Here is a 13,560-nt window from a genome sequence, read left to right as displayed (position 1 = left end):
GTCTGGGCCAACAGCTTCGGCGGCCAGCGCATCCAGGACGAGACGACCTCCACCCTGCGTGCGACCTCGACGGCGTGGGGCGGGGCGATCGGCATCGACCGCAAGGTGCAGCCGAACTGGCTGGTCGGCGCTTTCCTCGGCGGCGGGCAGGGCGGCCTCTCGGTCGCGCTCAATTCGCAGTCGGTCGACACCAACTACGCGTTCGCCGGCGTCTACAGCCGGTTCGAGTGGGCCGCGCAGTTCTTCGACTTCACGATCCAGGGCGGCAACGCCGACAACAAATCGCGCCGCTTGGTGCTGAACAACGCCGCGGTGGGTGGCATGGAGACCGCGACCGCGAATTACAGTGGATGGTATATCAGCCCGGAGATCGCCTATGGCTACAAGCTCAACATCGGCAACGGCTATCTGCTGACGCCGACGGCGCGGGTACGCTACGTCGCGGGCCGGTTCGACGGCTACAGCGAGACTGGCTCCGCGCAGGGATTGTCGGTCGGTGGCCGCACGCTCCAGGATTTTGAGGAGCGCGGCGAGGTGGATCTCTCGCGCGTCACCAGTCTCGCGGGCTGCGAGCTCAAGGCCAATGTCCACGGTGGCGTGATCGCGCTCCAGCGCGTCGGCGACACCAACATCAATACCGTGCTGCTCGGTCAGAACCTGTCCTTCGTGACGCCGGGCAGCCGCAGCACCGTCGGCGCCGTCGCCGGCGTCGGCTTCGACTATCGCACCAGTCGCAACGTGTCCGTGTTTGGCGCGGTCGAGGGCATGATGATGTCCGACCAGAGCCGCACCGGCACCGCAAAGGGTGGCGTTCGCGTCGCGTTCTGAACGCGAAGGCAATGCCGGCTCATGGCGAAAAGGCAACACGCCTACAGATTGTGCGCCGGTTCGTTTCTCGCAAAGCGGCGGTCGTTTCCCTCCAAGCGGGCTGTAACCCGAGCACCTACGGTGTGATCGAAGAATCGCTTACCTGACTTCCATCTCACCTTTTTCTCGGAGGGCGGCGGATGACGATTCCGGTCTGATTGTTTGAGGATACCAAGATGCTGGGAATGAACTGGTCCGCCACGCAAAGCCGCCGCCTGCTGCGATGGGGATCGACGACGGCGCTCACGCTGGCGCCATTGATCGTCAGCAGTCAAGCTGAGGCGGCATGCACACCGCCGTCACCGGTCAACGGCACCGTCGTCACCTGCACCGGCACGACCGACAATGCCAACGGCACGATCGGCTACGGATCGACGACCGATACCGGCAACACCATCAACGTGATGGCCGGCGCGACGGTGTCGGGGACGAGTTCGGGCATCACGCTCCAGCAGGGCACCGTCAACAACAGCAGTGGTCAGATCATCGGTGGTGACGTGACGACGACCGGCGCCATAGGAATTAAAGCGCTTCAGGGACTGGATCTGAAGAACTCAGGCACCGGCGGCATCCTGGCGGTAGGCGCGAATGGCGTAGCAATCAGCGCTCTCTCTGGCACGATCAATCTTGAGAACGCCGGCTCGATCGCGGCGACCGGCACGGATGGAGCGGCGGTTTGGGGAAGCGTTGTCAATCTCACAGCCAATTCGGGTGCCATTTCGGGCGCTCGGTTTGGGATCATTGCCACGACCGATGCCACGATCACGAACGACAGCGGGGGGACGATTAATGGCACCGGAGCGAACGGGTTTGGGATAGCCGTTACGAACAACGCCGTCATCAACAATGCCGGCTTTATCGGCGCACTCGGCTCGGGCGGGAGAGCCATTGCGACGGAGTCCGTGACTGTTGCCAGCAATACCGGCATAATTGAAGGTGATACCGTCGCGATTTCCGCCAGCAAGACGGCCACAATCAATAACAATACCGGCGGATTGATCGCGGCCAACGCGATAAACGGCGTTGCCATATTCGGTGCGGGCGGCACGGCGACGGTCGCCAATGCAGGCGAGATCTTGGCGACAGCCACCGACGGCGTCGCTATCGATGCCGACACCGTCGTGGTGTCGTCAAACACCGGTCTCATCTCCGGCGGCAGGAACGGCGTGCAGGCCGGTACGGCAGCAACCGTCACCAACAACAATGGCGGCACGATCTCGGCGCTCGACGCCAATGGAGTGGCTATCCGCGGGACCACCGCGACCGTTGCCAACGCCGGACAGATCGTGGCAGCGGCGACGGGCGGTGTTGCGATCGTTGCCGAAACGGTAAATGTGACGGCCAACACCGGCCTGATCGCCGGCGAAAGTAACGCAATCCGCTCTCCAACAGGCACCGTAGCCGTGACTAACAACAGCGGCGGCACGATACAGAGCACGAGCTTGAGTTCCATCGCGATCGTTGCAAGTACGAACGCAAGCGTCGTCAATGCGGGCACAATCAAAGGCGGGATAGGCGGAGGAATAGGAATCCGTGCCAACGGCACGGCGACCGTCGAGAACGCATCCGGCGGGCTCATTTCCGGTGGCCAGTTTGCGGTCAGTGCCGTCAACGTCAAGCTCAGCAATTTTGGGATCATGGAGTCCACCCTCGGCGGGGCCGCAGTCGACGCCCAGACGGCCGAGATCAACAACGCCGGCACGCTCCGATCGGCGGGAGGTGCTGCGGTTCAAACCTTCGGTGCTCTGACGTTGAACAACTCCGGCACGATTACCGGAGCGCCGACCGCGGCGGCTATCTTCTCCCTCCAACAGGCCGACATCTTTAATGCCGGCGTCATCTCCGGACAACTCGGGATCCAGACCGCGGACGGCCTCCGTCTGACGAACGCCGCAAGCGGCACGATTTCAGGCAGCGTCGAGGGCCTCTTTTCGCAGGGGGGCGCCGTCATCAACAACGCCGGCAGCATCTCGGGAAGTGTGCTCGGCGTTTCGACAAACGCGGCTGCAACCATCGTCAATTCGGGCTCCATCTCCGGTAATACCGGTCTCCAGGTGGGGGCTGCGGCTGATATCACGAATTCCGGCACGATCACCGGTACCGGCGGTACGGCGATCAAGCTGTCGAGTGCGGCTGACACGCTGACACTGCTGCCGGGCTCGAAGATCAACGGCGTGGTCGATTTCGGGTTCGGCAATGACGTCGTGAATGTCAATCTCGCGCCGAGCAGCAGAGTGTCGTCGCTGACGAGCGTTACGCTGCCGACCTTCGTCAATTTCAACGGCACCATCAATACCATCACGTCGGGCGGTGGTTTCAACGGTCCGTCGGTCGTCTCCGGGATGACGCTCGCAACGCTCGATCCCACCGCGCTGGCGCAGACGGATCGTACGCTGATGGACTTTACCAGCGGCGTGTCCTCGTTGGTGCAGGGCCGGCTGAGCGGTGGGACTGCAACCGGCAGCAACATGATGGCGATGGCCTATGCGCCCGAGACGGCGCAGGCCGGTCCCTTCACCAAGGCACCGCACAGCCTGTGGACCGATCCCGCGCCGATCACCGTCTGGGCCAACAGCTTCGGCGGCCAGCGCATCCAGGACGAGACGACCTCCACCCTGCGTGCGACCTCGACGGCGTGGGGCGGGGCGATCGGCATCGACCGCAAGGTGCAGCCGAACTGGCTGGTCGGCGCTTTCCTCGGCGGCGGGCAGGGCGGCCTCTCGGTCGCGCTCAATTCGCAGTCGGTCGACACCAACTACGCGTTCGCCGGCGTCTACAGCCGGTTCGAGTGGGCCGCGCAGTTCTTCGACTTCACGATCCAGGGCGGCAACGCCGACAACAAATCGCGCCGCTTGGTGCTGAACAACGCCGCGGTGGGTGGCATGGAGACCGCGACCGCGAATTACAGTGGATGGTATATCAGCCCGGAGATCGCCTATGGCTACAAGCTCAACATCGGCAACGGCTATCTGCTGACGCCGACGGCGCGGGTACGCTACGTCGCGGGCCGGTTCGACGGCTACAGCGAGACTGGCTCCGCGCAGGGATTGTCGGTCGGTGGCCGCACGCTCCAGGATTTTGAGGAGCGCGGCGAGGTGGATCTCTCGCGCGTCACCAGTCTCGCGGGCTGCGAGCTCAAGGCCAATGTCCACGGTGGCGTGATCGCGCTCCAGCGCGTCGGCGACACCAACATCAATACCGTGCTGCTCGGTCAGAACCTGTCCTTCGTGACGCCGGGCAGCCGCAGCACCGTCGGCGCCGTCGCCGGCGTCGGCTTCGACTATCGCACCAGTCGCAACGTGTCCGTGTTTGGCGCGGTCGAGGGCATGATGATGTCCGACCAGAGCCGCACCGGCACCGCAAAGGGTGGCGTTCGCGTCGCGTTCTGAGCCGGCATTAGCCCCGGCGGCTTGAGCGCGACGCACGCCGGCCGGGCTCCATCCGCCCGGCCGGCGCCTCCTCCGATCGGAGGATGCCGCATGCCGTGGCTGTGGTATGCTTGGTGATATTGATCACCCAGGCCATTTATAGCCATGCACGGACCACGGAAACTGCCCGAACTGGTCGAGGCCATCTACGATGCCGGGCTCGATCCTTCGCTGTGGAATAACGTCGTCACCGGCATCCGCGACTTCGTCGGCGGTCAGGCCTGCGGGCTGTTTTCCAAGGATTCGATCAGCAAATTCGGCGTCACGCACTATTATTGCGGGGCGGACCCGCACTACATCCAGCTCTATTCCGAGACGCATTCGAAGTTCGATCCGCTGACGGTCCTGCCGCCGCACGGCCAGATCGTCAGCATTCCGGATCTTGTCAATTTCGATGAATATCGGCGCGGACGCTTTTACCAGGAATGGATGCGGCCGCAGGGTTGCAGCGATGCGGCCAACGTCGTGCTCGAGAATTCGAATGCGAGCTGCCCCGTGATGATGACTGTGCTGTCGGGCCGCCGGATGGTGGATCCGGTGATGAAGCAGCGCCTCTCGCTGATCGTTCCGCACGCCAGCCGCGCGTTGCTGATCAACCGTGCCATGACCTCGCAACTGACGCTGGCGACGGCACTGGCGGAGGTCCTGGACAATCTTGCCTGCGGCATCTTCCTGCTCGATGGCTTCTGCCGGGTGGTGCATGCGAATTCCGCGGGACACGCCTTGCTTGCGGCCGACGATCTGGTTCGGTCCGTTGCCGGGCAACTGGTGACCAGCAGTGCGGAGGCCAATCAGACGCTGCGGGAAGCGTTCGCGACCCGCAATGAAATTGCCCTGCTTGCCGCAAAGGGGGATGCGTTTTCGCTGCTTTCGCCCTCGGGCGAGCGCTACGTCGCGCACATCCTGCCGCTGTCGTCGGTCCTGCGGGACGGCAGCGAGCGGGTGGTCGATGCCGTCGGTGCGCTGCTCCTGCGCAAGGTATCGCTCGGCGGACAGTCCTATGGCGAACTGATCGCGCGGACCTTCGATCTGACGCCGGCCGAGCTGCGCGTGTTCCTGTCGATCGTCGAGGTTGGCGGCGTCCCGGAGACGGCGGTCGCGCTCGGTATCGCAGAGACGACGGCAAAGACGCATCTGCATCGCGTGTTCGCCAAGACGGGCGTTTCGCGCCAGGCCGAGCTCGTCAAGCTTGCGGCAGGATTCTCCAATCCGCTCGTTGGCTAGACTGTAATTGTGCCTTCAGGATTGAACCTTTCGCTCTCGCGACAGACTCACAGAAGCCGCCGGGCATGAAGAACATTTCGCAATCTCCATGTGTCACTACTGGCTCTTCCGATGCCCCGACCCCCAAAACCGTCCGAGTTGATCGAGACTATCTATGATGCGGGTCTCCACCCGGAGTTGTGGAGCGAGGTCGTTGTCAAGCTCAATGCCTTCATCGGCAGCCAGGCCTGTGGTTTGATTTCGAAGGACCCGGTCAGCAAATCAGGCGCGACGCATTATTATTGCGGGGTCGATCCGCATTACATTCAGCTCTACGCCGAGACCTACGCCCGGTACGACCCGCTTGCTCGGCTTCCGCGCTATGGCGAGGTGCGCAACATCCCCGATCTCGTGGACTTCGACGAATATCGCCGCGGCCGCTTCTACCAGGAATGGCTGCGCCCCCAGGGCTGCGTCGACGTCGCCAACGTGGTGCTGGAGCAGTCGAAGTCGCCCTGTCCGATGCTGATGACCGTGATCCCGGGCAGGGAGATGCTCGACGCCGAGCAGCGGGCCCGGATGCAGTTCCTGGCTCCGCATACGAGCCGGGCGTTGCTGGTCAACCGTGCGATCGAACGGAAGCAGCAGCGCTCGATCGCGCTCGCCGACGTTGTGGACCGACTGAATGCCGGTGTCATCCTGCTCGATTCGGCCTGTCATATCGTCCACAGCAATCCGGCCGCGGAGACGATCCTGGCAGTGGATGATGTCCTGCGGTCCGTCTCGGGCCGGCTGGTGGCAAGATCCTCCGCTGCAAATTCGGCCCTGCGCGATATTTTCCGTGACACTGGCGAGGTCGCGCTGGCGGCATCTTCGGGGCGGAAAATCCCGCTGATGTCGCATGACGGTTCCTACTACGTCGCGCACGTCATCGCGCTGCCGTCACTGCTGCGCGAGGGTGCGGCCGAGCGCAGTCCGGCCGTCGGAGCCTTGTTCATCTGGAAAGCGGAACTCGACGGCCGCTCGTGTGCCGGCCTCATTGACCGCACGTTCGAACTCACCCCTGCCGAATTGAGGGTGCTGCAGTCGATCGTCGATGTCGGCGGGGTGCCGGAGACGGCAGTTGCGCTTGGTATCGCGGAGACGACGGTGAAGACGCATCTGCATCGCGTGTTCGCCAAGACCGGCGTTTCTCGTCAAGCCGATCTCGTCAAGCTCGCGGCTGGATTCTCCAATCCGCTCGTGCACTGAGACGCGTTAAAAACGCAGGCGAGTCGCTGCAGCTCGCAATAGGTTCAATCAGAAACATCATTAGAAAGTTATCGCGCGTCGTTCGATCGAATGACGCGATTTTCCGCGTTCTCTTCTATTGAACATCACACGATCTGTTGTTCGACGCATCAGGCATGTGTGTGAAGCAACTCACTGCAGGCGGAAGTGGATCCCGTCAATCTCTCATACAGGTTGAGAGGAGATTGTCATGCGAACGGCGTCACCGGTTCTGGCAGGCAGGTTCCGCGATATCGTGGCCCGCATAGGCGCGGCATTCCGCGCGCAGCGGGAAATCGACGCGCAGCGCGTGTTGCAACGCTATCGCCATCTGCTGCAGCAGCCGCACGAAACATTGCGTTTGAATGAAATCATTCCGGTCAGAAACGAAGAGGATATTGCAGAAAATGCCCACGGATTTGATGGGGGCGAGCGCGCCGCCGGACACCCCACGCTCGAACGTGCGTAACGTCAACGTCGTCGCGATCGCGCTGACCGCGGCGCTCGTCACGCTCCAACTGGTCGGCCTCGCGATGCTGGAGCGATCTCACGCTTACGCGATGCATCCGTCGGTTCCACTTGAGCCGGCCGTTTGCACGGAGAGCGCCGACGTCCCTGTCTCGCAGATTCCCTACGACTGACCGGAGGGCGGATTGTGCCTGATGTCACGACTCTGATGCTGCTCAGCGTTGCCGTGTTCGCTGGTGCCTTCGTCTCCGGGCTCTCGGGATTTGCCTTTTCGGCGGTAGCGGGCGCCATCCTGCTTCGGGTGTTTCAGCCGCTCGAAGCTGTGCCGCTGATGATGGCGTGCAGCATCGGCGTGCAAGCCACCAATCTGTGGGCGCTTCGGCGCAATATCCGCTGGGAAGGCAGTCTGCTGCTGATCGTCGGTGGCTTGATCGGCGTTCCCATCGCGGTGTCTCTACTCCAGAGCACCGATACGCATTTGCTCCGGCGCGGCTTCGGCATCATCGTTGCGCTCTATGCAGCCTACATGCTGCTGCGGCCGACGCTGGTGACGGCCGGCGAGGCGGTCGGGCGGCACTGGGTCGCGCTGATCGGGTTCGGGGGAGGACTGGTCGGCGGGCTGACTGCGATGCCCGGCGCGATCCCGACGATCTGGTGCGACATGCGCGGCATGCCCAAGAGCGAGCAGCGCGGCCTGGTGCAGCCGTTTATCGCGGCGATGCAGCTGTTCGCGATCGCGCTGTTGGTCGGACACCAGGATCTGTCGTCAAAAGTCTTCGTCGATCTCGCGGTCAGCCTGCCGGCGCTGTTCGCAGGCTCCGCGCTCGGCGTGATCGCCTTTCACAGGGTCAACGAGACGGTCTTTCGCAAGACCGTGCTCGTTCTGTTGTTACTGTCGGGGATTTCCCTGATCTAGTGCCCGACGGTTTGCACCGGCGCCGCGCTGGTGTCGCTGCCGTGGTGCGTCAACGGCTTCATGCCGGTGACGGTCCGCAGCAGCACATAGAACACCGGCGTCAGGAACAGGCCGAATACGGTGACGCCGATCATGCCGGAGAACACGGCGACGCCCATGGCGCGCCGCATCTCCGAGCCTGCGCCGGTGGACAGCACCAGCGGCAGGACGCCCATGATGAATGCCATCGACGTCATCAGGATCGGGCGCAACCGCAGCCGGCTTGCCTCGATCGCGGCCCGGATCGGCGTGCGGCCTGCGAATTCGAGCTCGCGCGCGAATTCGACGATCAGGATCGCGTTCTTGGCCGACAGCCCCACCAGCACGATCAAGCCGATCTGGGTGAAGACGTTGTTGTCGCCTTTGGAGATCCAGACACCGAACATCGCAGCCAGCAGACCCATCGGCACGATCATGAGGATCGAGAGCGGCAAGGTCAGGCTTTCATAGAGCGCGGCCAGCACCAGGAACACCAGCAGGATCGCCAGCGGGAACACCCAGAGGCCGGAATTGCCGGCGATGAACTCCTGATAGGTCAGGTCGGTCCATTCGAAGGCAAAGCCGGGCGGCAATGTCTCCGCCGCGATCCGCGTCGCCACCTCCTGTGCCTGGCCAGAGGAAAAGCCGGGCGCGGCCGCCGCGTTGATGTCGGAGGACAGGAAGCCGTTGTAGCGGATCGCGCGCTCGGGACCCGCGCTCTGGCGGATCGTGAGCAACGCCGACAGCGGCACCATGTCGCCGGAGGACGAGCGCACTTTCAACTGCCTGATGTCGTCGGCACGCGCGCGGAACGGTGCATCGGCCTGGACATAGACCGAATAGGTTCGGCCAAACTTGTTGAAGTCGTTGACGTAGTAGGAACCGAGATAGATCTGGAGCGTGTTGAACACCTCCGTCACGGGCACGCCGAGCTGGAGCGCTTTGGTGCGGTCGATGTCGGCAAAGAGCTGGGGCACGTTGACCTGGAAGCTCGAGAACACGCCGGCGATCTCCGGCGCCTTCTGCATTGCCGCCATGAACGCATTCGTCGCCTCGTTCAATGCCTCATAGCCGAGACCGGCGCGATCCTCGATCTGCAGCTTGAAGCCGCCGATGGTGCCGAGACCGTTGACCGGCGGCGGCGGGAACATGGCGATGAAGGCCTCCTGAATCCCGGAGTATTTCTTGTTGAGGTCGGCCGCGATTGCATTGCCGCTCAGCGCGGGGCCCTTGCGCTCGTCGAACGGCTTAAGCGTCGAGAACACGATGCCGGCGTTGGAGGAGTTGGTGAAGCCCGAGATCGACAGGCCCGGGAATGCAACCGAGCTCTCGGCACCGGGCTGGGTCAGCGCGATGTCGCTCATCTTGCGGATCACGTCTTCGGTGCGGTCCAGCGTTGCCCCGTCAGGCAGTCGCGAGAAGCCGACCAGATATTGCTTGTCCTGACCCGGCACGAAGCCGCTCGGGACCTGCTGGAACAGGAAGGCGGTGAGGCCGACCAGGACCACATAGAGGCCCATGACGGCCGCCTTGCCCGAGATCACCTTGGTGACGGTGCCGCTGTAATTCTCCGACGAGCGTGTGAACACCTTGTTGAAGCCGCGGAAGAACCAGCCGAGGCCCTTTTCCATGACGATCGTCAGCCGGTCTTTTGGCTCGTTGTGTCCCTTGAGCAGCAAGGCCGACAGCGCCGGCGACAGCGTCAGGGAGTTGACGGCCGAGATCACGGTCGAGATCGCGATCGTCAGCGCGAACTGCTTGTAGAACTGCCCGGTGAGGCCGGAGATGAAGGCGAGCGGCACGAACACCGCGATCAGCACCATCGCAATCGCGATGATCGGCCCCGACACCTCGCGCATCGCCTGATAGGTGGCGTCGCGCGGCGACAGCCCGCCCTCGATGTTGCGTTCGACGTTCTCGACCACGACGATGGCGTCGTCGACCACGATGCCGATCGCAAGCACCAGGCCGAACAGGCTGAGCGCGTTGATGGAGAAGCCGAATACGTGCATCACGGCGAAGGTGCCGACGATCGACACGGGCACCGCCAGCAGCGGAATGATCGAGGCGCGCCAGGTCTGGAGGAACAGGATCACCACCAGCACCACCAGCGCGATCGCCTCCAGCAGCGTGTGGATCACAGCCTCGATCGACGAGCGGACGAATTGGGTCGGGTCGTAGACGATCTGGTAGGACACGCCTTCCGGCATGTTCTTCTTGATCTCGGCCATGGTGGCGCGAACGTGGTCGGAAATCTCGAGCGCATTGGAGCCGGGCGCCTGGAAAATCGGGATCGCCACCGCCTGCTTGTTGTCGAGCAGCGAACGCAGGCCGTATTGGGACGCGCCGAGCTCGATGCGTGCGACGTCGCGCAGTCGCACCACCTCGCCACGCGTGCCGGTCTTGACCACGATGTCGCCGAACTGTTCCTCGTTCGCAAGCCGTCCCTCGGCGTTGACGGACAGTTGCAGGTCGATGCCCTTGACGTTCGGGGAGGAGCCGACCACGCCGGCGGCGGCCTCGACGTTCTGCGCCTGGATCGACTTGACGATATCGCTTGCGGTGAGGCCGTGCTCGGCGGCCTTCTGCGGATCGACCCACACCCGCATCGAATAGTCGCCGGCGCCATAGAGTTGGACGTCGCCGACGCCGTCGATCCGCGCCAGCCGGTCCTTGACGTTGAGCACGGCGTAGTTGCGCAAATACGTCATGTCGTAGCGATTGTTCGGCGACAGCAGATGCACGACCATGGTGAGGTCGGGCGAGGACTTCTTCGTGATGATGCCGAGCTGACGCACCACGGCGGGCAGGCGCGGCTCGGCCTGCTGCACGCGGTTCTGCACCAGCTGCGTCGCCTTGTCAGGATCGGTGCCGAGCCGGAATGTCACCGTCAGCGTCATCGCGCCGTCGGTGGTCGCCTGGCTCGACATGTAGAGCATGTTCTCGACGCCGTTGATCTGCTCCTCGATCGGCGTCGCCACCGTTTCCGCGATCACCTTCGGATTGGCGCCGGGATAGGTTGCGCGCACCAGCACCGAGGGCGGCACGACGTCCGGATATTCCGAGATCGGCATCGCGAACAGCGAGATCAGGCCGGCGAGAAAGATCAGGACCGACAGCACGCCGGCGAAAATCGGACGATCGATGAAGAATTTTGAGAGATTCATGGCTTTGCCCCTGCGCGAGAGACGACTCTCCCGTCATTCCGGGACGCGGACAAAGCCCGCGAGCCCGGAATCCAGAAGTGATGTCTTGGTAGTCCAACGATTTCGGCATTCCGGTTCGCGCTGCCCGCGCGCCCGGAATGACGCAACTAACGCTGCACGACGTCCTGATTGCTGTGGTTGGATGCCTGCTGCGGCCCGCGCGCGCCCATCGCCGCGACCTCCGTCTTGAGCAGGGCGCCCGGGCGCACGCGCTGGAGGCCGTTGACGATGATGCGGTCGCCGGTCTTCAGCCCCGCCGTCACGATACGCAACCCGTCGACCGAGCCGCCGAGCGTGATCGGCCGGTAGACCGCGCGGCTGTCGTCGCCGACCGCCATCACGAACTTCTTGTCCTGGTCGGTGCCGATCGCGCGCTCGTCGATCATGACCACCGACTGCTGCTTGGGCTGGCCCATGCGTACGCGGGCGAACTGGCCGGGTATGAGACGCCCGTCCTCGTTGTCGAACACCGCGCGGACACGGATGGTACCGCTCTGGCCGTTGACCTGATTGTCGATGAGCTGGATGTGGCCCTTCGCCGATAGGCCGCCGGAGGTCGCCATCGCGACCGGGATCTGGTCGAGATTGCCGCGCTTGCCGGAGACCTCGGAAATCGAGTTCAACGCCCGCACCACCAGCTCTTCATCCGCATCGAATGACGCATAGATCGGGTTGACCGAGACCAGCGAGGTCAGCACCGGAGAGGCGGTGCCGGCGGCGACGAGATTGCCGACGGTGATTTCGATCTTGCCGACGCGGCCGTCCACGGGCGCACGCACCTCGGTGTAATCGAGATTGAGCTTGGCGGTCTGGAGCGTCGCCTCGGCCGCCTTCACGTTGGCGATGGCCTCGCGGTTGGCATTGTCGCGCTGGTCGTAGTCGCGCCGGGTGACGACGGCGTTGCCGACGAGTTGCGCGCCGCGCTCGAGTTCACTCTGCGTGAACACGACGCGCGCTTTCGCAGCTTCGAGCTGGGCCGCGGCCTTGTCGACCTCGGCCGCGTAGGGCGCCGGGTCGATCTTGAACAGGATGTCACCGGCCTTCACCAGCGCGCCTTCGGTGAAGTTGGTCGAAAGGATCGCACCCGCGACGCGCGGGCGGAGCTCGACGCGATGGATGGCCTCCAGCCGGCCGGAGAAGTCGTCCCACAGCACGGTCTGCTTTGGTTCGATCATCGCGACGGTGACTGAGACGGCTTGTTCAGCCGCAGCGGCCGTTGCCGTCGCCTGGGCTGATCGAAAATAGTGACCGGTCGCGATCGAGCCGGCTACGGCGAGGGCGCCCACGATGGCCACGCCGCCGAGGAGGCGGCGGAAACGGCCGGTGCGGCGGGCATTTTGGGCAGTATTTTGGGAGGGATGCATTTGCGCGCTCCAGATATGTAGTGTTCACTACAGATGTGGAGCTGGATCTCGCAGTGCAAGATACTTATGTACCATTCGCTAAGAAAATTGTAGCCGCTTACCGCAAGAATTGGAAGGCGGAAGAGAAAAGAACGACAGAACAAATAGATAGGATATGGCGTTAGGCTGAGGGACAGCGCCGATTGCGAGGAGAACAGGCACATGGGCATGGGACGCCCCCGCGAATTCGACGCCGAAACGGCGTTGGACCAGGCGATGGAAGTGTTTTGGCGCCATGGCTATGAGGGGGCCACGATCGCCCAGCTCACCGAGGCCATGGGTATCAATCCTCCGAGCCTCTATGCCTGTTTCGGCAACAAGGAAGGCCTGCTGAAGGCCGCGCTGGATCGGTACAGCAAATTGCGTGGGGTCTGGATGGACGAGGTGGTGGCAGCACCCACCGCCCGCGAGGTCGCCGAGCGGATGCTGTTGGGCATCGCCGACAAGCAGACCGATCCCGCCAATCCGCCCGGCTGCCTGCTCGTCCAAGGCGGCATCGCCTGCGGTACCGGCTCCGAAAATGTCCCTTTTGAACTCGCCGCCCGCCGCGCCGAGAACGAAGACCAACTCCGCGATCGCTTCATCCGCGCCAAGGCCGAAGGCGATCTCAAGCCGACGTCAGATCCCGCTGCGCTCGCGCGTTATGTGTCCGCGGTTTCGGTCGGCATGGGCGTGATGGCGTCCTCGGGCTCCGACCGCGAGGCGCTGCGGCAGGTGGCGAGCGTCGCCGTGCAGGCGGTGGAAGCGCAGTCGGTCGGCAGAACGTAGTCTGCCTCGTCACC

General features: G+C 63.6%; 10 protein-coding genes. 8 read left to right on the top strand and 2 right to left on the bottom strand.

Annotated elements, in window-relative coordinates:
* The 7 genes from JQ591_RS13280 to JQ591_RS13250 form a co-directional block, all read left to right on the top strand.
* Positions 1–828, top strand: an 828-nt coding sequence (locus JQ591_RS13280; protein ID WP_211396407.1) for an autotransporter outer membrane beta-barrel domain-containing protein, incomplete at its 5' end; no start/stop codon positions are given.
* Positions 829–1,043: 215 nt separating this feature from the next.
* Positions 1,044–4,256 carry an autotransporter outer membrane beta-barrel domain-containing protein gene (locus JQ591_RS13275; RefSeq protein WP_211396406.1) on the top strand — a complete coding sequence of 1,071 codons (3,213 nt, stop codon included), beginning with the start codon at positions 1,044–1,046 and terminating at the stop codon, positions 4,254–4,256.
* A 144-nt stretch (positions 4,257–4,400) separates the two neighbouring features.
* Complete coding sequence (locus JQ591_RS13270; RefSeq protein WP_211396405.1) at positions 4,401–5,519, top strand: helix-turn-helix transcriptional regulator; 1,119 nt, start codon at positions 4,401–4,403, stop codon at positions 5,517–5,519.
* Between the two features lie 111 nt (positions 5,520–5,630).
* The gene (locus tag JQ591_RS13265) at positions 5,631–6,749 is read left to right on the top strand and encodes a helix-turn-helix transcriptional regulator (RefSeq protein ID WP_211396404.1); all 1,119 of its coding nucleotides are present in this window, start codon (positions 5,631–5,633) and stop codon (positions 6,747–6,749) included.
* A 229-nt stretch (positions 6,750–6,978) separates the two neighbouring features.
* A complete protein-coding gene (locus tag JQ591_RS13260) occupies positions 6,979–7,236 on the top strand; it encodes a hypothetical protein (protein ID WP_211396403.1) in 258 nt (85 codons plus the stop codon).
* Entirely contained in the window at positions 7,229–7,408 is a 180-nt protein-coding gene (locus JQ591_RS13255) for a hypothetical protein (RefSeq protein WP_349630380.1), read from the top strand. The genes JQ591_RS13260 and JQ591_RS13255 overlap by 8 nt, the downstream gene beginning before the upstream one ends.
* A gap of 14 nt (positions 7,409–7,422) precedes the next feature.
* Positions 7,423–8,151: a sulfite exporter TauE/SafE family protein gene (locus JQ591_RS13250; protein WP_007592375.1), complete on the top strand. Its 729-nt coding sequence runs from the start codon at positions 7,423–7,425 to the stop codon at positions 8,149–8,151.
* Here JQ591_RS13250 and JQ591_RS13245 read toward each other — a convergent pair.
* The gene (locus JQ591_RS13245; RefSeq protein ID WP_211396401.1) at positions 8,148–11,336 is read right to left on the bottom strand and encodes an efflux RND transporter permease subunit; all 3,189 of its coding nucleotides are present in this window, start codon (positions 11,334–11,336) and stop codon (positions 8,148–8,150) included. The genes JQ591_RS13250 and JQ591_RS13245 overlap by 4 nt on opposite strands.
* A 146-nt stretch (positions 11,337–11,482) precedes the next feature.
* Entirely contained in the window at positions 11,483–12,739 is a 1,257-nt protein-coding gene (locus JQ591_RS13240) for an efflux RND transporter periplasmic adaptor subunit (protein WP_211396400.1), read from the bottom strand.
* Positions 12,740–12,940: 201 nt separating this feature from the next.
* On the opposite strand from JQ591_RS13240, the gene JQ591_RS13235 reads away from it, so the two are divergent.
* Positions 12,941–13,546 (top strand): TetR/AcrR family transcriptional regulator, encoded by a 606-nt coding sequence (locus JQ591_RS13235; RefSeq protein ID WP_211396399.1) that lies wholly within the window; start codon positions 12,941–12,943, stop codon positions 13,544–13,546.
* The last annotated feature ends 14 nt before the right edge of the window (positions 13,547–13,560 follow it).

Source organism: Bradyrhizobium canariense, assembly GCF_018130465.1.
Taxonomy (GTDB): domain Bacteria; phylum Pseudomonadota; class Alphaproteobacteria; order Rhizobiales; family Xanthobacteraceae; genus Bradyrhizobium; species Bradyrhizobium canariense_C.
Note: the sequence above shows the minus strand (reverse complement) of the source record. Positions and strands in the feature narration are given on the sequence as shown.